The following is a 20,343-nucleotide window of genomic DNA, read 5'->3' as shown; positions in this document are numbered from 1 at the left end:
CCGCCGCGGTTGTCCTTCGTAGCATTCGAGCCCCCTCCAATGTGCCTCAAGCACATCGGTTCCGGGGACGCTGGACATCGGCTGAAGGATGACGGGTTCGTACGACTTGGGTCTTAGCCCAACGCGGCCAAGAGGCCATGACAAGCGTCATCGAGCCCTGACGGGCCGAAGGGCCGTCCCCCGGGAGGGAACGGCCCTTCGGAAGGCGGAACTCAGCAGGACTGCTTGTAGAAGTACTTCGAGTTGGCCGACGCGTCGTCCTTCGTGATGGCGACGAGGTCCGTCTCGATGTTGCGCTTGGTCTCCTTGCCGTCGATCGCGGCCAGCGCCTGCTCGACGCCCTGCTTGCCGATCGTGCCGGGGTCCTGGGCGATCAGGGCCTGCACGGTGCCCGCCTGCAGGTCCTTCACCTGGTTCGGCGAGGCGTCGAAGCCGACCAGGTTCACCGTGCCGGTCTTGCCCGCGTTGCGCAGGCCGGTCGCCGCGCCCTCACCGGTGTTGAGGTTGGTCGCGAACACGCCGATCAGGTCCGGGTTCGCGGCCAGGGTCGCGGTCACCTTCGAGGCCGCGGTGGCGGGCTCGTTGTCGGTGTACTGCTGGCCGATGTACTTGAGGTTCGGGAAGGCCTTGATGGCGTCCTCGAAGCCCTTCGCGCGTGCGTCCGTGGTGGACGTGCCGGCCTTGGTGTTGAGCACCAGCACCGAGCCGGACTTGCCGGCGGCGAGCTTGTTCAGCGTCTCGGCCGCGAGCTTGCCGCCCTGCTCGTTGTTGGACGAGATGGAGGAGACGCCGATCGAGGTGTCCTGCAGCTTGGTGTCGACCTCGACGACCTTGATGCCCGCGTCCTTGAGCTGCTTCATCGGGCCCGCCATCGCCTTGTCGTCGGTCGGCGCGATCAGGACCGCGGCCGGCTTCGACGCGAGGATGCCCGTGACGATCGGGGTCTGCTGGGCCGCGTCGAACTTCGCGGGGGCCTGCGTGTCGAACTCGTAGCCCGCGGCCTTCGCCGCCTCCTCGAAACCGCACTGCATCGAGATGTAGAACGGTTCCGCCGTGATGCCGGGGATCAGCACCAGCTTCTTGTTCGCGGCCGAGTTGCCCGAACCCGAGTCGCCGATCTGCCCACCACCGCCACAGGCGGAGACGAGGAGCAGTGCGGCTGAGACGACCACTGCGGAGCGGATCTTCATTGGTCCAGCACCTTCCTAACGTCGGTTGCGCGCCCGCCGCCGTGTCTGGTCCAGCCACACGGCGGCCACCAGCACGATCGCCACGGCGATAGGCTGCCAGAACTCCTTGACCCCGATGATCACGAGGCCCTTCTCCAACACCGCCGGGATGAACACGCCGAAGACCGTGCCCAGCACGGAACCCATGCCGCCGAAGATGCTGGTACCACCCAGTACGACGGCGGCGATCGCGTTCAGGTTGTCCGTCTCGTGGCCGGTGACGACCGCGACGCGGAAGAACGCGTTGCCCATGAACCCCGCGAGACCCGCGAGGGTGCCCGCGAGCAGGTACACCTTCGTCAGGTGGCCGCGCACCGAGATGCCGACGCGCCGCGCCGCCTCCTCGTTCGAGCCGACCGCGTAGGTGTAGCGGCCGAACCGCGTGGTCGACAGCAGCAGCGCTCCGAGAGCGGTGACGACCGCGGCCACGATCACGATGTTCGGGATGCCGAGGTACGTGCCGGAGCCGAAGGTGCGGTTCAGCCTGTCCGGGATGCCGGACAAGTTGGAACCGTTGTTCAGCAACAGGGCCGCGCCCTGCGCCGCGCCGAACGACCCCAGCGTCACGATCAGCGCCGGGATCTTCGCGCGCGAGATCAACAGGCCGTTGAGCAGACCCCAGACCGCGCCGCTGACCACCGCGACCAGCAGCCCGAACGCGATCACGCCCCAGCCGGCGTTCGTCGCGTCGCCACCGGAAACGGCGTTCATCGCCATGGCGGAGGACACCGACGCGAACACCAGCACCGAACCCACGGACAGGTCGATGCCGGACGTGATGATCACGAACGTCATGCCGACCGACAGCACCAGCAGCACGGCCGTCTCCGCCAGCAGGAACTGCAGGGTGGTCACCTGGAAGACCGCGTCGGGCCGGATCGCTCCGAACGCGGCGACGAGGCCGAGCAGCACCAGGCCGATCCAGAGCGTGTTCGCGCCGGTCAGACGCTTGAGCAACGGCGTGCGCTGCTCGTCCGGCAGAGATGACATCGTTGTCGTCTCGTCAGTCATCAGTCCGCGTCCTCCTGGGTCAGCGCGCCGGTCATCGCGCCGACGAGCTCTTCCACGCTGGTGTCCGCGGCCTTGAAACGAGCCACGCGACGGCCGAGGCGCAGCACCTCGACGCGGTCGGAGACCGACAGCACCTCGGGCATGTTGTGCGAGATCAGCACGACGGCGACGCCTTCGTCGCGCACGCGCTTGATCACGTCGAGCACGCGTTGCCGCTGCACGACGCCGAGTGCGGCAGTCGGCTCGTCCATGAACACGAGCTTCGACGCCCACGCCACCGACCGCGCGACCGCGACGGACTGGCGCTGGCCACCGGAGAGCGCCGCGATCGGCACGTCGACGCTCTGCAGCGTCGCGCCGAACCGGGTGAAGTGCTCGGAGGCCTGCTTGCGCATCGCCTTCTTGTCGAGCACGCCGAGGAGGCCGAGGATCCCCGGCTTGAGGATCTCCCGGCCCAGGAACATGTTCGCGGCCGGGTCGAGGTCCGGCGCGACCGCGAGGTCCTGGAACACGGTCTCGATGCCCAGGTCGCGGGCGTCGTTGGGGGAGTTCAGCACGACCGGCTCACCGTCGAAGATCATCGTGCCGCCGGTCGGCCGCTCCACCCCGGACAGGCACTTCACCAGGGTGGACTTGCCGGCGCCGTTGTCGCCGATCAGCGACACGACCTCACCGGCGTGAGCGGTGAACGAGGCACCGCGGAGAGCTTTCACGGTGCCGTAGTTCTTCGTGAGATCACGAGCCTCCAGCAACGGCTGGCTCAAGGCGTCACATCCTCCACTGTGGACAGAACGGGCGGACGGCAGCGGATCGCCACCAGATCACCGGTCAGACCGAGCTCACCCGCCGCGTGCGGCACGACGAGCGTGTGGCCCTTGCGCACTTCCAGCTCACCGAGCTTGCCCGCGCCCTCCAGCACCACCAGCACGGCGAACGACGGCTCCAGCGTGAAGGAGCCCTCGACGTGAAGGCGGTCGGCCTGGAAGAACGGGTCCGCGTCGTGGCCGAGCAGGTCGACCGACGGCGCCCACTTCTCGGACGTCTGGCGCACGAGCTCGTCGAGCTTGCCGTTCCAGCCCCGCCGGTCGACGCAGTCGAGCGCGACGTCGTAGCCGAGGCCGAGGTGGCCGACGTCCGCGTCGGCGAGGAAGCCCTGCCACTCCAGCGTGACCGAGAAGTCCGTGGGCTGCTGCAGTTCGACGATGAACACGCCCTCGCCGATCGCGTGCGGCACGCCGGCGGGCACGAACACGGTGTCGCCGGGACGGACGCAGACCGGGTTCAGCGCGTCGAGCATCGCCTTGGTGTCCTGCGTGGCGACCCAGTCGGCGACGGTGTCCGCGGGCACGTCCTCGCGGAATCCGATGTAGACGGTCGGGTTCGCGCCGGTCGTGCCGACGACGATCCACGCCTCCGTCTTGCCGTGGCGGCAGTTCAGGTGGGAGGACGCGAACGCGTTCGACGGGTGGCAGTGCACCGGCAGGCGCTGGCCCGCGTCGAGCAGCTTCACCAGCAACGCCGTGTCGCCGCCGAACTTCGCCGCGTGGTCCGCGCCGAGCCATCCCAGCGGGTCCGCCTGCACCGCGTCGCGCAGCAGGACGCCGTCCGGCAACGTTGTCAGACCGGCGTCGCTGCGCCCGTAGAGAGTCGTCGTCGACGCCACCCAGTCCTCGGGGCCGAAGTCACCGCTGGTCCCGCCGCGCAACGCGGCGATCGCCTCACCGCCGCGGTAGAACTGCTTCGGCTGGTTGGCGGGCAAGTTGACAGGCTGGTGGAGAACACCAGAACTCACGCGTGGACCTCCCCGGATCCTCGTGGCACCAAGCGCACCGGCAGCACGACGCGGCGCGGTGGTGAGTTGTCGCCATCCAGTCGGGCGAACAACAAATCGGTGGCCGCCTTGCCGAGCGCGCTCGCGTCGTGCGCGATCACGGTCACCGGCGGCGACAACAGGTCAGCGAGTTCGAAGTCGTCGAAGCCCACCAGCGCGGGCCTCTCGGCGACGCCCGCGAGTGCGCGCAGGATGTAGACGGTGATGCGGTTGTTGCCGGCCACGATCGCCGTCGCGGGCTCCCGCATGCCGTGCAGGCGCTGCAACGTGGTCCTGACGCTGCTTTCGTCGTGCGGGCCCATCGCCACGAGCTCCTCGTGGTACCCGATGCCCGCTCGCACGCACCCTTCGCGGTAACCGCGCAGGCGCTCGTTGGCCGTGAAGATGTCCGGCGCGTCACCGAGGAACGCGATGCGGCGGTGCCCGTGCGAGGCGAGGTGCGTGACCGCCTCGACGGTGCCGCCGATGTTGTCCACCAGCACGGTGTCCGCCACGACGTCACCCGCGGGCCGGTCCAGGAACACCACGGGCGTGCCCGCGCGCATCTCGGGAACCAGGTAGCTGTGCTGCAGGCCGGCGGGCACGATCAGCAGCCCGTCCACGCGCCTGCTGCAGAACTCCAGCGCCAGCTCGCGTTCACGCCCGGGATCCTCGTCGGACGACCCCGAGATCACCTGTCTGCCGCGCAGCCGGGCGATTTCCTCGACAGCGCGGGTCACGCCGGAGTAGAACGGGTTGCCGACGTCCTCCAGCACCAGCCCGATCGTGCCGGTGGACGAGCCCCGGCGCAGGTTGCGGGCACTCAGGTTCCTCCGGAACCCGAGCTGGTCGATGGCCGCGAGCACGCGCTCGGCGGTGGACGGGTGCACGCCCGGCTCGTCGTTGACCACGCGCGAGACGGTCTTGATGCTCACGCCCGCCAGCCGCGCGACGTCGTTCATCGTCGCGCGACGTACCTTGCGCTGACCGGCTACGGGCCCGCTGGGGGACAACGTTGTCATAGTGGGCGTATCTCACCTCGGCTTTACGGGCTTGTCAACAGTTTCCTGCCCGGTCAAGGGGCTGCCGCGGGTTGACGCCCATGGCTCACAACGCTGACTGGGACGCGACGAGCCGGGTCATGTGCGATGACGGTGTGACGCCCAGTTCGCGGTGCAGAAGGGCGCGGTAGTGCTGGTAGTGCCGCAATGCCGACCCGCAGTTGCCCTGGGCGAGGTGTGCCGCGATCACCGACCGGTGCGCGGTTTCCCGCACCGGGTCGATGGAGATCGCGGTGAACGCGGCCTCCATCGCGGCGAGGTGTGCGCCGGCCGAGATGAAGTGCTGGGCGATCGCCTCCAGCGCGTGCAGCCTGACCTGTTCCCAGCGCCGTCGCTCGGCGGCCAGCCACTCCTCCGGCCAGTACGGCAGCAGATCCCTCGACAACGCGCCGACGAGCCCGGCCGCGCCCGCCGCGGCTGTAGCGCCGACGACGTGGTGTGCCGCTTCCACGGCAAGGCAGAAGTCGACGGTCAGAGCGGGGGACAGCCGCAGCCGGTCCACCGAGGGTTCGACGACGGGGCGGTCTGTGGCGCGGCGCAGGTGCCACAACGCCTGCCGCACGTTGGCGGTCGCGCGCTGCCTGCGGCACTCGGGCCACAGCTGCTCGGCGGCGGCCTGCCGGCTCACCGCGTCGCCGTGGTGGATCGCGAGGAAGGCCAGCAACCGCTGGGCGCCCTTGGGCAGCACGACGTCCCCGCGGCCAGTGAGCAGCTCGAACCGGCCCAGCAACACCAGGTGTGCGCCATCGGCGTCTCTCATCGTGATCCTTCCGTCGGCCGTTTCGAGCATCGCCCGGTGGCGTCTCCGGGGCATCTCTCGTCCGCCTGCGGCGGCGTCCGCCCTTCGGCCGTCCGGTGGTGGCCCCTCAGTCGTGCGCGCACTTGACCGCCACCCGGTAGGGAGTCCGCGGCGACAGCGCGTCGCCGATCACCCGGCAGCCATAACGCCAATGGCCCAACGGACGCGCCTGTTCCGGTCCAGCCCATCGGGTGACGTCGATGCGGCGGCGACAGGACGTCGTGCGTTACGGCGATGCCGGGGAGACGCGGGCATCGGAGCGTGTGCGGTGTCGGGACCGCACGGCCCTGACATCCAGGACAGGAGAACGACCATGACCGATGGCCAGAAGAGCGTCGAGATCCGGCTCACCCCGGACGCTCTCGTCAAGATGAAGGCGAACCACTACAACCTCTGCTTCGCGAGGAAGGTCAAGGACACGTACAACGTCGTCTGGAAGTCGGCCGACAAGGAGACGTACCTCGGCTCGAACACGTTCTCCTGGAAGCCGGAGTTCCAGTTCTTCGTGACGAACTCCTACCCGGACAGCCCGCAGGTGATGGTCGCCGACGACGCGCTGGACGTCGGGCTGGGCTCCCTGGTCGAGATGGACAAGTACGGCGAGCTCAAGGGGCCCGGCACCGGCCCGTCGCCGACGGCGATCACGTTCCAGAACGACTTCGGGGACATCCATCCGGTGCTGGCCGCTGTCTCGGTGGACGGCGCGGGCAACAAGTCGGTGACGCCGATCTACGCGGCGCAGGACAAGGTGGTCATGGGAACCGACAGCCTCACCCCGGTGGACACCGTGCTGGTCTGGTTCGAGCAGAAGATCGCCACGGGCACCATGTTCAGCGAGGCCAGGTCCAGGCAGGTCGAGATCGACCTGACCACAGCCGACCACGCGGTCCGGCTCTACGACGGTGCGAAGTGGACGACACCGATGAAGAGCGAGCTCGAGGCGGACCCGGTGACGATCCTGACGGTCGTCGCCGGCCTGACCGCGTTCGTCGGCGTGGTCGACCTCGCGTGGAAGATCAACTCGTTGTTGACCGGCATCTACTCGAGCATCAGGGTCGAGGTGAGCGCGACGGACAACAGATCCGTTGTGGTCACGTACGGTCACGGCCCCGGCGCCACCGCGGCTGAGCTGCACCGGACGCGGTCGTCGCTGCCGGACCCGGCCCTGAACGACCGGCTCGCCGAGCTCACCCTGGAGGCGTTGGCGAAGCTCGGCGTGGGCTGCACGTCGCTTCAGGCGATCCCGGCCTGACGGCTCGTGTTGTCCGGAACCGGACAGGTGATCGTCATGGTCTTGACCTGGACCGTGTGCGCTCAGCGATGATCTGGTGACGGACCGCGTTGTACCCCGGTCCGGTGAGCAGACCCCCGGGCCGGGGTGCGCGTGCGGCGGTGGTCGCGCCCCGGCCCGGTCCCTCACCGCGGGACCACCCGACCGGACCACTCGGCCAGGGCCGGGAACCACCACTAGGGTCGATCACGTGGACGCACTGGATCCCATCGAGTCGGTCAACACCTTCATCGGCACGAAGGACGAGGGAAACACGTTCCCCGGCGCGTCCATGCCGTTCGGCAAGGCCCACTCCAGCCCGATCGGTTCCCACTACGCCGGCTACCGCTACGACGACCAGCAGATCCGCGGCTTCGGGCACTTCTTCCTGTCCGGCGCGGGGTGCTGGGAGCAGGGCGGGCTGGTGCCGATCCTCCCGGTGACGCAGCTGCCGCAGACGTTCGACCACAAGCGGTACGCCAGCGCGTACACGCACGACGGCGAGATCGGCAAACCCGGCTACTACAAGGTGAAGCTGGACCGCGACATCACCGTCGAGTGCACCGCCACCACGAGGGCCGGCGTCGAGCGCTACACGTTCCCCGGTGGTGTCAGGGGCACGCTGCTCGTCAACGTCGGGCAGGCCAACGACAAGGAACCCGTCAGCGCCAGCTCCATCAGGGTCGTGGACGACCGCACGATCACCGGAACCGTGGAGACGCAGGCCTTCTGCGGTGGCCGTCCGTACGTCACCTGCTTCACCACCAGGTTCGACCGCCCCTTCGAGGAGTTCGGCACCTGGGGCCCGACCGGACCCAGGCCCGGCCGGCGCGACTCCGCGGGAGGCGCCGGACTCCGGGGAGCCTGGGTCACGTTCGCGCCGGGCCCGGTCACGGCGGTGACCGCACTGTCCCAAGTGGACGAGCAGGGCGCCGCGAACAACCTGGAGACCGAGACCGCCGGCAAGACCTTCGACGACATCCGCAACGAGGCGCAGGAGGCCTGGCGCGCGGAGCTCGGGTGCATCGAGATCGAGACGGAGGACTGGGACGAGCGGGCGGTCTTCTACACCGCGCTCTACCACGTGCTGCTCCAGCCGCTGACCGGCAGCGACGCGGACGGCCGGTACCGCGGCTTCGACGACCAGATCCACCAGGCCGACGGCTGGACCTACTACGAGTACTACTCGCTGTGGGACACCTACAGGGCCCACAACCAGCTCCTCGCGCTGATCCGCACGACCAGGAGCAAGGACATCGCGCGGAGCATCCTGGCGATCCACGAGCAGGGCGGCTGGCTGCCGCGCTGGGCGTACGCGAACCAGGAGACGAACTGCATGACCGGCGACCCGGTCACGCCGTTCCTGGTCGACCTGTGGCGGTTCGGTCATCTCGCGGGCTTCGAAGAGCAGGCGTACCAGGCGTTGCTGCAGAACGCCGACGGCGTCCCGCCGCAGAGCTCCCGCTTCCAGGGCAGGTCCGGCAACCCGAACTACCTCGCCAAGGGCTTCGTCCAGTACGACAAGCGCTTCCCGAAGAAGGGGCAGGACACCGATCCGCACCACGGCGCGTCGGCGACCATGGAGTACGCGCTGGCCGATGCCACGCTCGCGATCATGGCCGAGGCGCTGGGCCACACCGAGGACGCCGAACGACTGCGCGCGCGGGGTCTCAACCACCGAACTCTCTGGGACAACAGCGTCACGGACCGGGGCTTCACCGGCTTCCCGCGGCCCAAGCTGCAGAACGGCGCCTGGCTCACCCCGTTCACACCGCAGGGGCCGGAGGGGTTCCACGAGGGAACGGCGTGGCAGTACCAGTGGCTGTGCCAGCACGACATCACCGGACTGATCACGGCGCTCGGCGGCAAGGCGGCGGCCGAGGCGCGGCTGGACGACTTCTTCGCCTACGCGGACCTGCTCGTCGACCCGAAGCGGACGGTCCGCGAGAAGTGGGTCGTCGGTCCGTACGACTACTACAACCAGTTCAGGTACAACCCGAACAACGAACCCGACCTGCACGTGCCCTGGATGTACGCGCTCATCGGGAAGCCGGAGAAGGCGTCGGTGGTCGTGCGGGCCGCGCAGACGCTGTTCGTCAACGGCCCGGCGGGCGTCACGGGCAACGACGACCTCGGCACGATGTCGGCCTGGTACGTGTTCAGCGCGCTCGGGATGTACCCGGCGGTGCCGGGAACCGGTGAGTTCGTGCCGCACGCCCCGAGGTTCACCAGAGCCGTGATCCACCTCGAGAACGGCAAGGACGTCGTGATCGAGGCGGAGGCGGCCGACGTCACGAAGACGCAGGTGGTGCAGCGGATCCGGAGCGGCTGGCGCTCGAAGGCGAAGGACCGGGTCGAACTCGCGGAGCTGGTCTCCGGCACCACGCTGGTCGTGGAACTCCGCACACCTTCCAACTGAGACGACGAGACGGTCGTACGCTCGTGTGATGGGTGTCTGCCCGAGCTGTGGCACGGAGTTCGCGTCCCTGCCGTCGCGGGCTCGGTACTGCTCGAACGCGTGCCGTCAGCGTGCCTACCGCCGGCGTTCCACGGGGACGTCCACTGTGGTCGCCGAGCTGCCCGGCCACGACGACGCGTTCGTCGGCAGGGAGCGCGAGCTGGCGGAGCTGCTCCCGTTGCTGCGCAAGCACAGGATGCTCACGCTCGTGGGGTCGGCCGGGATCGGGAAGACCAGGCTCGCGGTCGAGCTCGCCAGGCGGGCCGGACGCGCCGAGGTCCGCATGGTCGAGCTGGGCAGGCTGACCCGGCCGGAGCAGGTGGTGGAAGTGTTCGCGGAAGCCGCCGGCGTGCACCAGCGCGCCGGTGTCGCGTTGCGGACGACGTTGCTCCAGGAACTGGGCGGCCGGCGGGTCCTGCTGCTCGCCGACAACTGCGAGCACCTCGTCGAGGAGTGTTGTGCCGTCGTGGACGCGCTGCTGTCGCGCTGTCCGAACGTGCAGGTTCTCGCGACCAGCCGGGAGGCCCTGCGGTCGATCGGCGAGGTCGTCTACCCGCTGCACGGCATGGCCGACGCGGTGGAGCTGTTCGCCGAACGCGCGGGAACGAGCGGAGACCCCGAGGCGGTCGAGGCGATCTGCGCACGGCTGGACGGCGTGCCGCTGGCCGTCGAACTGGCGGCGAAGCTCTCCGGCTCCGTGCCGTTGCACGAGATCGCGGAGCGTCTCGACCACCGGCTCGACCTGCTCGGCGGCCTGCGTGCGGCCATCGCGTGGAGCCACGACCTGCTGACCGGGGCCGAGCAGGAGCTGTTCCGGCGGCTCGCACTGCTGCCGGGCGGGTTCGGGCTGGACCTCGCCCGGGTCGTCCACGGGGGCGAGGTGATCGGGCCGCTCACGGCGTTGCAGGCGAAGTCGTTGGTGGTGCGGGAGTCCGGCGGCCGGTTCCGGATGCTCGAATCCGTTCGCCTCTACGCCCGGGAACGGCTGGAGGAGCACGGCGAGCACGCGGTGACGGCGGAACGGATCATCGCGTGGCTCTGCGAGAAGGGCGAACCCGGCGTCTCGTCGTCGATCCTCGCGCCGGAGCAGGTCGAGGCGCAGCACCGGGAGTACGACAACGCGGCGTACGCGTTCGCTCACCTGGTGGAGCCGCAGGACGACCGGCGGCTGTTGCTCGCCACGATGCTGCTCAGGGTGTGCTTCGACCGCGGGCGCTTCGCCCAGGCCGGCGCGGTGCTGACGCAGGTGCTGCACCAGTCACCCGCCGACGCCCGTTACCGGATCCTCGCGCTGGAGTACGCGTCTCTGCTGGCAAGCCACGAGGAACGGCACGAGCAAGCGGTGAAGTACGCCACCGAGGCGATCGAGACGGCGAAGTCCGGTGGGCAGGACCTGATCATGTGCCGTCTGTTCCGGACGTTGGCGGCCGCTCACGACGGCGCGGGCGACGTGTCGAACGCCGCAGAGGCGTTGCGCCGATCGATCCAGCACGGCGTACGCAACGGCAACGAGGTGAGTGTGGCCGTGTCGAGCCACAACCTCGGCTGGCGGCTGCTCGCCGACGGTGCGGTCGACGCAGCCGAGGAACTGGTCGACGGCGCGTTGCCGGTCCTCAGAGCCCATGCACGCCAGGACGTCGTGGCCATCGCCGTGCACACGGCGGGGTGCATCGCGTTGGAGCGCGGGGATGTGGTGACGGCGGGGGTCCGGTTCGCGGAGAGCGCGCGGATGACGGCGGACGCACCGCGGGCCGCGCTGGAGCCGGTCGAGGGCCGTGGCCTGGTCGCGGTGGCGTCCGGCCGGCACGAGCTCGGCGTGCGGCTTCTGGCCGCCTGCCAGCAGATGCGCGCGACGTGGGTTGTTCCGCCGGAAGCGTGGTGGCGGCGGAAGACTGCCGCCGCGCTGGACCTGGCACGGGAATCCCTTTCCCAGTCGGCATTTCAGCGAGCGCTCGGCGCGGGCAGGGCGATGGACGCGCGGCACGCCCTGGAAACCGCGCTGGACCAGGAGGCGGTGCGGCACCCGGTGCTCAGCGACCGGCAGCGGATGGTCGTCGAACTGGTGGCGCGCGGCCTGACGAACGCCCAGGTGGCGGCCAAGCTCGGGATTTCGCGCCGCACTGTGGAATCCCATGTGCACAACGTGAAGACCGCGCTGGACCTGTCGACTCGCGCGCAGCTCGCGGAGTGGGCCCGGTCGCACTGACGCGTCCAACTGAGACGTAACACTGCGGTACATCCGGATGACTTCTGGCCCCCCGCCGTTCATGGTGAGCACGACTGCGGAAGGGGGAGGCGACGTGGAACCGTTCCGTCTGCTGCACCCCGACCTCGTGCCGCAGCGGCGCGAGTCGCTGCAGCACGCCGCGTCCACGCTCGTCCAGATGGGGCTGGACGACACGGTGCTCTCGGCGTCGCCCGTGCACCAGCGCCTCGCGCGCGTGGTCCTCGCGAGCAGCGGCGTCATCGAGTGGACGCCCGGCTACCGGGTCCACGACTCCGGCCTCGACGAACGCTTCGGTGTCGTGCGGGTCGGCGGCGACCGCGGCGGCGTCTTCCTCTCCAGCGTCCTCATCGCCTACCTCGACGTGCTGGAGAACGCGGCCAGGATGGGCACCTCGATCCACGAGGACTCCTGGCGCACCCTGCTCTGGGCGCCGACCGCGCTCTTCGACCACGTGCTGCGCCGACCCCAGGTCGGCATGACCGTCGTGACGCCCGGCTGCGGCACCGAGAACCTGCCGCTCGAACGCGTCCAGGCCGGCCAGCGCCTCTACCTCGCGCTGATGCAGGCCGTCCGGTTCGCCGTCAGCGGTGTCGTGCGCGCACAGGACGACCGCCCGCTCGTCGAGGACTGCGTGACGCTCGCGACCGCGTGCCTGCGCGCCGCGGCGGTGGCGCTCGCGTTCGCCGCCGACGTTCCCGGCCACACGCCGCAGCCCCTCGCGGAGACCGCCGAGCACCGCTACCTGTGGCAGGTGATCGGCGAGGTCCGCGCGGCCGTTCCCCGTGCCCGCTTCGAGCAGTTCGCCTCGGCGCTGCGCAGGTTGAACGACATCCACACCGCTTGCCCGTTGCTCGTCTCGGGCGGCTGACCTCGTTCGTCTCGACTTCGCGGCGACTTTCGTCGTTCCGCGACCCGGTGCGACAGGTGCTGACCTACCGTCTCGCCCATGACGGAGGAACGGTCGGCGGTCGTGGTGCGGGACGTCCGCAAGAGCTACGGCGACCTGAAAGCGGTGGACGGGGTCTCGTTCACCGTGGCGGAGGGCGAGTTCTTCGGAATCCTCGGCCCCAACGGCGCCGGGAAGACCACCACGCTGGAGATCGTCGAGGGGCTGCGCAAGCCCGACAGCGGCGAGGTGCGGCTGCTCGGTGAGAGTCCGTGGCCGCGCAACGTGGAGTTGTTGCCGCGCATCGGTGTCCAGCTGCAGGCGACGGCGTTCTTCGACAAGCTGACCGCGAAGGAACAGCTGCAGACGTTCGGCGCGCTCTACGGCGTGAGCGCCGGCACGGCCGCGGACATGCTGGAGCTGGTCGGCCTCGCGGACAAGGCGAACGAGCAGGAGAACAAGCTCTCGGGCGGTCAGCGCCAGCGGCTCTCGATCGCCTGCGCGCTGGTGCACGACCCGGACATCGTGTTCCTCGACGAACCGACCGCGGCGCTCGACCCGCAGGCCCGCCGCAACCTCTGGGACGTGCTGCGCGCCATCAAGGAACGCGGCAAGACCATCGTCTACACCACGCATTACCTCGACGAGGCCGAGATCCTCTGCGACCGGGTGGCCATCATGGACACCGGCAGGATCCTCGCGCTCGACCGGCCGGCCGTGCTGGTGCGCGGCCTCGACGCGCCGACCCACGTGACGCTGCAGAAGGGCGTTCTGTCCGTTGTGGACGCTTCCGCGCTCGACGGCGTCGACGAGGCCCACGAGGACGAGGTGTCGCTGACGCTCTCCACGCGCCGCCCCGCTCCTGTGCTGTCGGCGCTGGCCGACCGCGGCGCGCTCGACGGACTGCAGGTCCGCACGGCCACCCTCGAAGACGTCTTCCTCAACCTGACCGGCCGGGAGTACAGGGCATGACCGCGTTCAAGACGCTTTCGGTGGCGATGCTCAAGGGCTTCGTCCGGGACAAGGTGACGCTGTTCTTCACCTTCCTGTTCCCGCTGATGTTCCTCGTCATCTTCGGTCTGCTCCTGCGCGACGGCGGCACGGACAAGACGAGGATCGCCCTGGTCGGTGACGGCCCGATCGCGGCCGCGCTGCGCGACAGCGGCGCGCTGGAGCTGGAGTCCTACAACGACGTCGACGCCGCCGTGCGGAAAGTTAAGGACGGCGACCTCCCGGCCGCCCTGATCATCCGCGGGCAGCAGGTCGACGTGCGGTTCGCGCAGAGCGACCAGGTGCAGTCGGCGACCGTGCTCGGGATCGTCAACGGCTTCGTGGACAGGGCGAACCTCGCCGCGACCGGCCAGCCGCCGACCTTCACGTTCGCCGCGGAGAAGGTCGAGGACGCCTCGCTCAAGCCGATTCAGTTCCTGACGCCGGGCATCCTGTCGTGGGGCGTCGCCGTGTCGGCGGTGTTCGGTTCGGCGCTGACCCTGGTGTCGTGGCGGCGCAAGCAGGTGCTGCGGCGCATCCGGCTCGCGCCGATCTCGACGGCGTCCGTGCTGTCGTCGCGGATCCTGGTGAGCACCGGCGTCGCGCTGATCCAGGGAGCGACCTTCATCGGCATCGCCTCGCTGCCGGTCTTCGGGCTCCAGCTGTCGGGGCAGTGGTGGCTCGCGATTCCGTTGCTGCTGCTGGGAACCATCGCGTTCTTCGCACTCGGCATGCTGGTCGGCGCGTTCGCCAAGACCGAGGAGGCGGCGTCGGCGGCCGCGAACATCCTGGTGCTGCCGATGGCGTTCCTGTCCGGCACGTTCTTCCCGGTGGACCAGGCGCCCGCGTGGCTGCAGACCGTCTCGAAGATCTTCCCGTTGCGGCACATGAACGACGGCATGCTCGACGTGCTGGTGCGGGGCAAGGGGATCGAGGCGCTGGTCGTCCCCGGCGCCGTCCTGGCCGGCTTCTCACTGGTGGTCGGGTTCGTCGCCTCCCGCGTCTTCAAATGGGAGGAATAGGACAGGCCCCGTGCTCGTGTGCTTCCCGTCACGGTTCATGATGGGGCCATGACGTTCTCCAGCGTGGTCGGACGGTTCCGCATCCTCGCCCTGGCCGAGGCCCTCTCCTGGGCGGGCCTGCTGCTCGGGATGTTCTTCAAGTACGTCGTCGTGCAGAACGAGATCGGGGTCAAGATCTTCGGCCCGATCCACGGCTTCGTCTTCGTCGCCTTCATCCTCGTCACGCTGATGACGAAGGAACCGCTGAAGTGGAACGCCCGCACGCTGGTCCTCGCCCTGCTGTCGAGCATCCCGCCGTTCGGCACGGTGCTCTTCGAGCGCTGGGCCTCGAAGACCGGCCGCCTCAGCGAGCCGGCCGCCGAACAGCTCTGAGATGCCTCTCGGGGGCTCCGCGGTGGTAGATCCGCTCGGATTCCTCGATGTTGTCCAGGAACTGCTGGTACTGCACCGCGAGCAGCAGGTGCGCGGCGCGGCGGGCGACGTCGAGGGCCTCCAGCGGGCGGCTGTCCGGCCGGTGCCGCAGCCAGGCTTCGCTCCACACGCGGCGGATCAGGTCGCGCAGTTCGGGACGGCAGAACTCGACGAGCCGGCCCGCGTCCAGTGCGGGATGGCCCCAGACCACGTCGGACCAGTCGATGACCACGCCGCTGCTGAACCAGTTGCCGGGGTGGAAGTCGCCGTGCACCAAGGTGTCAGGCAGTCCGAACGACGGCATCGGCACCACGCACTGCCGTAGCCGGGGTTCGCCCGCCAGCGCGTGCTGCACCGCGACCCAGCGCGGCACGATCTCCTCGACGTGCTCGGGCCTGGTGTCCCAGCAGCCCTCGCCGGGAGCCTCGCCGAGCAGGACGCGCAGCGGCGCCGCGGCGATCAGTTCGGGCACCAGGCCGGGGTCGTGGGCGGCGACCATCCTGATCACCTCGCCCTCGTTCGCGAAGAACGGCGGGACGGCCTTCAGCCACGCGGAGCCGCGCGCGGTGGGCAGGCGGTGCACGCTCGACAGGTTCCACGACTTCACCTGGACGGCCGGGCCGGTGCGTTCGACGTGCTCGTCGGCCCAGGCGACCAGCTCGGACGGGCCGCCCGGCCGTGCCCACGGCAGCCTGTGCGGAGCGTCCGGGGCGGGTTCCTCCGCGGGGTGGAGGTGCGTCCTGTCGGGCTCGCCGTGCGCCTCGACGTGGTAGGTGACCACGCCGCCGCCGGACCGCTCGCCGCCCTTCGCGGAGATCAGCCTGAGCACGCTCGTCCGGACGCCCAGCAGTCGTTCCAGCACCTCGTTGACCGGTTCGACGTCGGCCCACCAGCGCGAGCCGACCTCGATGGCGTCCGTGCGGCCCGCGAACCCGGTCGGGGTGCTGACCAGGGCGATGACCGATCGTGCGGTCACGGGGTCACCAGGCGCAGGGCCTCGCGGAGCTCGACCTGCGGGTCGCCCTCGTGGTAGATCCGCTCTGAGGCCTCGATGTTGTCCAGGAACTCCTGGTACTTCACCGCGTTGTGCAGCCGGGACGCGCGAGGCGCGACCTTCAGGGCCTCCAGCGGTTGACTGTCCGGGCGGTGGGAGAGCCACGCCTCGCTCCACACGCGGCGGATCAGGTCGTGCAGTCCGGGCTCGGCGTACTCCATGAGCCGGCACGCGTCGAGCGCCGGGTGGCCCCAGACGGCGTCGGACCAGTCGATGACGACTCCGCTGCTGCGCCAGTTGCCGGGGTGGAAGTCGCCGTGCGTGAGCGTGTCGGGCAGGCCGAAGTCCGGCATCGGCACGGCGGACGGCCGCAGCTGCGCCTCGCCCGCCAGCGCGTGCTGGACGGCGACCCAGCGCGGGACGACGTCCTCGATCTGCTCAGGGGTCACCGGCCAGCAGTTGGCGCCCTCGGCCTGGCTGAGCAGCACGCGGTTCGGTGCGCTGGCCAGCACCTCGGGCACCAGGGTGGGGTCGTGGGCGGCGACCGTCTTGATCACCGTGCCCTCGTCGGCGAAGAACGGCGGCACGGCCTTGAGCCAGACCGGTCCCCGCGCGGTGGGAAGCCGGTGCACGCTGGAGAGGTTCCACGTCCGCACCTGGGCCGCCGGGCCGGTGCGGGTGACCACCGAGTCCGCCCACGCGACGAGCTCGGACGGTCCGCCGAGCCGTGCCCACGGCAGCCTGTGCTCGGCGTCCGGTTCGGGGGCGTCAGCGGGGTCGAGGTGGGTTCGGTCGGGTTCGCCGTGCGCCTCGACGTGGTAGGTGACGACGCCGCCGAACGGCACGCTGCCGCCCTCCACCGAGATCAGGCGCAGGACGCTGGTCTCCACCCCGAGCAGGTCGCGCAGGGCGGTGTTGACCGGCTCGACGTGGTTCCAGTTCGGTGTCTCGACCGGAATCGTCCTGGTGCGCCCGGTGAACCCGCTGGGCGTGCTGACGAGCGCGACGATGGAGCGGTCCGGTCGATCCCACATGAGCCCATCAGGCCACAGGCCGGCCTGACCGCCCAAACGAATTAGTCCTCGAAGTCGCCGCTGGCCCTGCGGACCTTCGCGAGCAGGTCCGTGAGCTGCTCGGTCTGGCGGTCGGTGAGGCCCTTGAGACCGAGGTTGACGTCGACGACGGCCGCGGTCGCGCTCTCCCGGCGCTGCAGTCCGGCTTCGGTGATCTCGACCAGCGTGGTGCGGCGGTCGGTCGGGTGCGGGGTGCGGCGGACGAGGCCGTCGCTCTCCAGCCGGTCGACGATGTTGGTGACGCTCGTCGGGTGCAGTTGCAGGCGCTCGCCCATCACCCGCATCGGCAGCGCGCCCTTGCGGGAGAAGTAGAGCAGCACCAGCGCCTCGTAGCGCGCGAACGTGAGTCCGTGCGGCTTGAGGGCTGCGTCCACGGCGGACTGGATGATTTGCTGGACACGCATGACGCTCGTGACGGCTGCCATCGCCGTGGCGGAACCCACCCGGTCGTCCCACAGTTCGGCCGCGCGGGCGATCGGATCGAACGGCAGCGGTGTCATGGGCACGGAAGCTACCAGTCAGTACCACTCGTGGATCAGCAGGAGGCACGTGTGCTTGTCGCGTTCAGCGTTGCTCCGTCCGGTTCGGACGAATCCGGAAGCGTCGCGAAGGCGGTCGCCGAGGCGATCCGGGTCGTGCGCGAGTCCGGCCTGCCCAATGAGACGAACGCGATGTTCACCCTGATCGAGGGGGAGTGGGACGAGGTGATGGACGTGGTCAAGCGCGCGACGGAAGCCGTGCAGGCCAGTGCCCCGCGCGTGTCGCTCGTCCTCAAGGCGGACATCCGGCCCGGCTACTCCGGCCAACTGAGGGCCAAGGTCGAACGCGTCGAGGAGCACCTCTCCGACACGCCGTGACCGCGGAGGTGGCCAGGAGGCTTTCCGAGTCTCCTCGGATGGCCGAACGCCTTACGCCGTGACGGTGAGCGCACCCGTGCGCGGGGGTCCACTGGGCTAGCGTGTCGGGCGTGGACGCGAGACAGCTGTGGTTGAGGTTCGAGCCCTACCACGACGTCACGTACTTCACGCCCGAGTCCCGCGCGGCGACGGACGCGCTGGGCTGCAAGGGCGGCTGGATGGGCTACTTCGGCATGCGCGCCGCACCTCTGGGGGCCGCGTCGCCGGAGCTGGCGACGGCGGTCTTCTACAACTTCGCGCCGCGCATGGTCTCCCGTGCGCTGCCGGACGCGTGGGCGGTCGCCTCGCCCTCCACGTACCTGCGGGTGCGGCTGGAGGGCGTCGACGGAGCGTTGCGGCGCCTGCTGGGCTCGGTGGACACCGCGGAGATCGCCGAGGCGGCGACGCTGGCCAGGACGGCGGCTCTCGCGGCCCCGATCGCCGGGCGTCCGCTGGCCGCCGCGAACCGCGCGTTGCCGTGGCCCATCGAACCCCACCTTGCCCTGTGGCACGCCTGCACGATCCTGCGCGAAGCCCGCGGCGACGGCCACGTGGCGGCCCTGGTGGCCGCGGGCGTGGGCCCGTGCCAAGCGCTTGCGCTCTACGCGCGTGAGCATTCCCTCGATCCGGCATACATGCGCACCGCGCGTGGTTGGACTGTCGAAGAATGGGAAGCGGTTTCTGATCTGCCCGGCGACCTCGCCGCAGTCGAGCGCGCGACCGACATGGCCGCTCTCGCACCGTGGGAAGCGCTGGGTGCAGTAGGTACGAAGCGGTTCATCGACCTGATGACACCGCTTGCTCTACGCATCGCCTCAGCCAACGAGGCGATGCGCGTCAACCCGATGGCCCTGGACCCGGTCCGGGAACTAGCCGTGCCAGGATGGAACACGTGACAAGGCCTGATCCTCGCAAGACCGCCGCACTGTCCGCCGCACTCTCCGGCGCCGTCGACCTGGGCGCCCTGAAGGCCCGAGCCGACGCTGCCCGCACCGCCGCTGCCAAGCCGGCCCCCGCCGGTGGTGCCCCCGCACCCGACAACGGTTCCGCGCCGTGGATCGTGGACGTCACCGAGGCCTCCTTCCAGGCTGTGGTCGAGCAGTCCCTGCAGGTGCCCGTCGTGGTGCTGCTGGGCGCCTCCTACAGCCCCGAGTCGCAGCAGCTGGCCGCTTCGCTGACCCGCTTCGCCACGGCCTCCGGCGGCGCCTGGATCCTGGCGCGGGTCGACCTGGAGACCGCGCCCCGGATCGGGCAGGCGTTCGGCGTCCAGTCGGTGCCCACCACCGTGGCCGTTGCCGCAGGTCAGCCTATCGACGCTTTTGCCGGGCCCATCGCCGACGCCGAGCTGTCGCAGTGGATCGCCCGGTTGCTGGACGCGTTGCGGGAGCGGCTGCCCGGGATTCGGGCTGGTGAGGCTCGGGCCGGGGCTGTTCCCGGGGTTGAGGAAGACGTCGTCGAGGACCCTCGGATCGTTGCCGCCGAGGAAGCCTTCGAGCGTGGCGACTACGTCGCCGCTCAGGGGTACTACTCGGAGATCCTCGCCTCCGAGCCCGCGAACGAGCTGGCCAAGGAAGGGCTTGCGCAGGCTCGGTTCGCTGAGCGGGCCGAGGCTGTTGACCCTGCTGTGATCGCCAAGGCTGATTCGGCGCCTGAGGACATCGACGCCCAGCTTGCCGCTGCTGACGCTGAGGTCGCCGGGCAGATGGTTGATGAGGCGTTTTCCCGGTTGGTCGAGACTGTTCGGCGGGTTTACGGGGAGGATCGGGATCGGGTTCGGCAGCACCTGGTGGGGCTGTTCGAGCTGTTCCCGGCTGATGATCCTCGGGTTGCTGCGGCTCGGCGGAAGCTGGCTTCGGCTTTGTACTGATCTTGTCGGGGGTTGTGAGTAGGTTGAGTTGTAGGGGGTCCCGGGGCGGGGGGACGCCTGCGTTGGCCTGCCGCGACCTTGCGGGTGGTCGCCTTTACCTGCCGCGGCTTGGTGGGTGGTCGCCTTGCGGGCGGCGGCTTGGGTTGCGTGCTTTCCCTGGGGGCGCTGCCCCCAGACCCCCGGCAATCTGATCAGGGGGCCAGCGCCGTGCGCGGGTTGATGGCACGCCTGTTGAGTTGGGCGGCTGCCTGTTGCGTAGCTGGGTGCGTTGGCGGTGGGGTCCCATCACAAGCCGCACCAAGAGCGGGCCACATGCGTGAAGGGGTGTCAACTCGACGA

19 protein-coding genes and 1 pseudogene are annotated in these 20,343 nt (G+C 69.8%); 11 read left to right on the top strand and 9 right to left on the bottom strand.

Translation table 11 applies throughout. The annotated features are described in order from the left end of the window. Window positions 1-212 precede the first annotated feature (212 nt). From ORI60_RS15845 to ORI60_RS15820, 6 genes are all read right to left on the bottom strand, one after another. Entirely contained in the window at window positions 213-1,190 is a 978-nt protein-coding gene (locus ORI60_RS15845; protein ID WP_266038059.1) for an ABC transporter substrate-binding protein, read from the bottom strand. A gap of 15 nt (window positions 1,191-1,205) precedes the next feature. After that, window positions 1,206-2,240: an ABC transporter permease gene (locus ORI60_RS15840; RefSeq protein WP_266038058.1), complete on the bottom strand. Its 1,035-nt coding sequence runs from the start codon at window positions 2,238-2,240 to the stop codon at window positions 1,206-1,208. Beyond that, window positions 2,240-3,004 (bottom strand): ATP-binding cassette domain-containing protein, encoded by a 765-nt coding sequence (locus tag ORI60_RS15835; RefSeq protein ID WP_266038057.1) that lies wholly within the window; start codon window positions 3,002-3,004, stop codon window positions 2,240-2,242. The genes ORI60_RS15840 and ORI60_RS15835 overlap by 1 nt, the downstream gene beginning before the upstream one ends. Continuing rightward, window positions 3,001-3,999 (bottom strand): class I mannose-6-phosphate isomerase, encoded by a 999-nt coding sequence (locus ORI60_RS15830; RefSeq protein ID WP_266038056.1) that lies wholly within the window; start codon window positions 3,997-3,999, stop codon window positions 3,001-3,003. The genes ORI60_RS15835 and ORI60_RS15830 overlap by 4 nt, the downstream gene beginning before the upstream one ends. Before the next feature lie 29 nt (window positions 4,000-4,028). Next, window positions 4,029-5,012 carry a LacI family DNA-binding transcriptional regulator gene (locus ORI60_RS15825; RefSeq protein ID WP_266038055.1) on the bottom strand — a complete coding sequence of 328 codons (984 nt, stop codon included), beginning with the start codon at window positions 5,010-5,012 and terminating at the stop codon, window positions 4,029-4,031. A 145-nt stretch (window positions 5,013-5,157) separates the two neighbouring features. Beyond that, window positions 5,158-5,871, bottom strand: a complete 714-nt coding sequence (locus ORI60_RS15820) for an AfsR/SARP family transcriptional regulator (RefSeq protein ID WP_266038054.1) — start codon at window positions 5,869-5,871, stop codon at window positions 5,158-5,160. Between the two features lie 352 nt (window positions 5,872-6,223). Between ORI60_RS15820 and ORI60_RS15815 the strand changes: the two genes are divergently transcribed. The 8 genes and pseudogenes from ORI60_RS15815 to ORI60_RS15785 all read left to right on the top strand — a co-directional run bounded on the left by ORI60_RS15815 (window position 6,224) and on the right by ORI60_RS15785 (window position 15,135). Continuing rightward, window positions 6,224-7,162, top strand: a complete 939-nt coding sequence (locus ORI60_RS15815) for a hypothetical protein (RefSeq protein ID WP_266038053.1) — start codon at window positions 6,224-6,226, stop codon at window positions 7,160-7,162. Window positions 7,163-7,391: 229 nt separating this feature from the next. Next, window positions 7,392-9,599 (top strand): GH92 family glycosyl hydrolase, encoded by a 2,208-nt coding sequence (locus ORI60_RS15810; RefSeq protein WP_266038052.1) that lies wholly within the window; start codon window positions 7,392-7,394, stop codon window positions 9,597-9,599. Window positions 9,600-9,627: 28 nt separating this feature from the next. Beyond that, window positions 9,628-10,107, top strand: a pseudogene (locus tag ORI60_RS44760) (AAA family ATPase); the annotation flags it as partial. A gap of 1,260 nt (window positions 10,108-11,367) precedes the next feature. Continuing rightward, on the top strand, window positions 11,368-11,844 hold the full coding sequence (locus ORI60_RS44755) for a response regulator transcription factor (RefSeq protein ID WP_416234419.1): 477 nt from the start codon (window positions 11,368-11,370) through the stop codon (window positions 11,842-11,844). A 94-nt stretch (window positions 11,845-11,938) separates the two neighbouring features. After that, entirely contained in the window at window positions 11,939-12,733 is a 795-nt protein-coding gene (locus tag ORI60_RS15800; RefSeq protein ID WP_266038049.1) for a hypothetical protein, read from the top strand. 78 nt (window positions 12,734-12,811) lie between these two features. After that, complete coding sequence (locus ORI60_RS15795) at window positions 12,812-13,723, top strand: ABC transporter ATP-binding protein (protein ID WP_266038048.1); 912 nt, start codon at window positions 12,812-12,814, stop codon at window positions 13,721-13,723. After that, a complete protein-coding gene (locus ORI60_RS15790; RefSeq protein ID WP_266038047.1) occupies window positions 13,720-14,763 on the top strand; it encodes an ABC transporter permease in 1,044 nt (347 codons plus the stop codon). Before ORI60_RS15795 ends, ORI60_RS15790 begins: the two co-directional genes overlap by 4 nt. A 48-nt stretch (window positions 14,764-14,811) precedes the next feature. After that, on the top strand, window positions 14,812-15,135 hold the full coding sequence (locus ORI60_RS15785) for a DUF3817 domain-containing protein (protein ID WP_266038046.1): 324 nt from the start codon (window positions 14,812-14,814) through the stop codon (window positions 15,133-15,135). Here ORI60_RS15785 and ORI60_RS15780 read toward each other — a convergent pair. From ORI60_RS15780 to ORI60_RS15770, 3 genes are read right to left on the bottom strand one after another with little or no spacing between them, the layout of a single operon-like run. Continuing rightward, a complete protein-coding gene (locus ORI60_RS15780) occupies window positions 15,107-16,150 on the bottom strand; it encodes a phosphotransferase family protein (RefSeq protein ID WP_266038045.1) in 1,044 nt (347 codons plus the stop codon). The two genes, ORI60_RS15785 and ORI60_RS15780, sit on opposite strands and share 29 nt — an antisense overlap. Then, a complete protein-coding gene (locus ORI60_RS15775; protein WP_266038043.1) occupies window positions 16,147-17,202 on the bottom strand; it encodes a phosphotransferase in 1,056 nt (351 codons plus the stop codon). The genes ORI60_RS15780 and ORI60_RS15775 overlap by 4 nt, the downstream gene beginning before the upstream one ends. A 41-nt stretch (window positions 17,203-17,243) precedes the next feature. Continuing rightward, the gene (locus ORI60_RS15770; protein WP_266038041.1) at window positions 17,244-17,741 is read right to left on the bottom strand and encodes a MarR family winged helix-turn-helix transcriptional regulator; all 498 of its coding nucleotides are present in this window, start codon (window positions 17,739-17,741) and stop codon (window positions 17,244-17,246) included. 51 nt (window positions 17,742-17,792) lie between these two features. Here ORI60_RS15770 and ORI60_RS15765 point away from each other — a divergent pair, with 51 nt between their 5' ends. From ORI60_RS15765 to ORI60_RS15755, 3 genes are all read left to right on the top strand, one after another. Then, window positions 17,793-18,098 (top strand): MTH1187 family thiamine-binding protein, encoded by a 306-nt coding sequence (locus ORI60_RS15765; protein ID WP_266038040.1) that lies wholly within the window; start codon window positions 17,793-17,795, stop codon window positions 18,096-18,098. Window positions 18,099-18,208: 110 nt separating this feature from the next. After that, the gene (locus tag ORI60_RS15760; RefSeq protein WP_266038039.1) at window positions 18,209-19,033 is read left to right on the top strand and encodes an SCO6745 family protein; all 825 of its coding nucleotides are present in this window, start codon (window positions 18,209-18,211) and stop codon (window positions 19,031-19,033) included. Further along, window positions 19,030-20,004 carry a tetratricopeptide repeat protein gene (locus tag ORI60_RS15755; RefSeq protein ID WP_266038038.1) on the top strand — a complete coding sequence of 325 codons (975 nt, stop codon included), beginning with the start codon at window positions 19,030-19,032 and terminating at the stop codon, window positions 20,002-20,004. The genes ORI60_RS15760 and ORI60_RS15755 overlap by 4 nt, the downstream gene beginning before the upstream one ends. Window positions 20,005-20,343 lie beyond the last annotated feature (339 nt).

The organism is Lentzea sp. NEAU-D7 (assembly GCF_026242055.1).
GTDB lineage: Bacteria > Actinomycetota > Actinomycetes > Mycobacteriales > Pseudonocardiaceae > Lentzea.
This window is presented reverse-complemented; position numbering and strand designations above follow the sequence as displayed.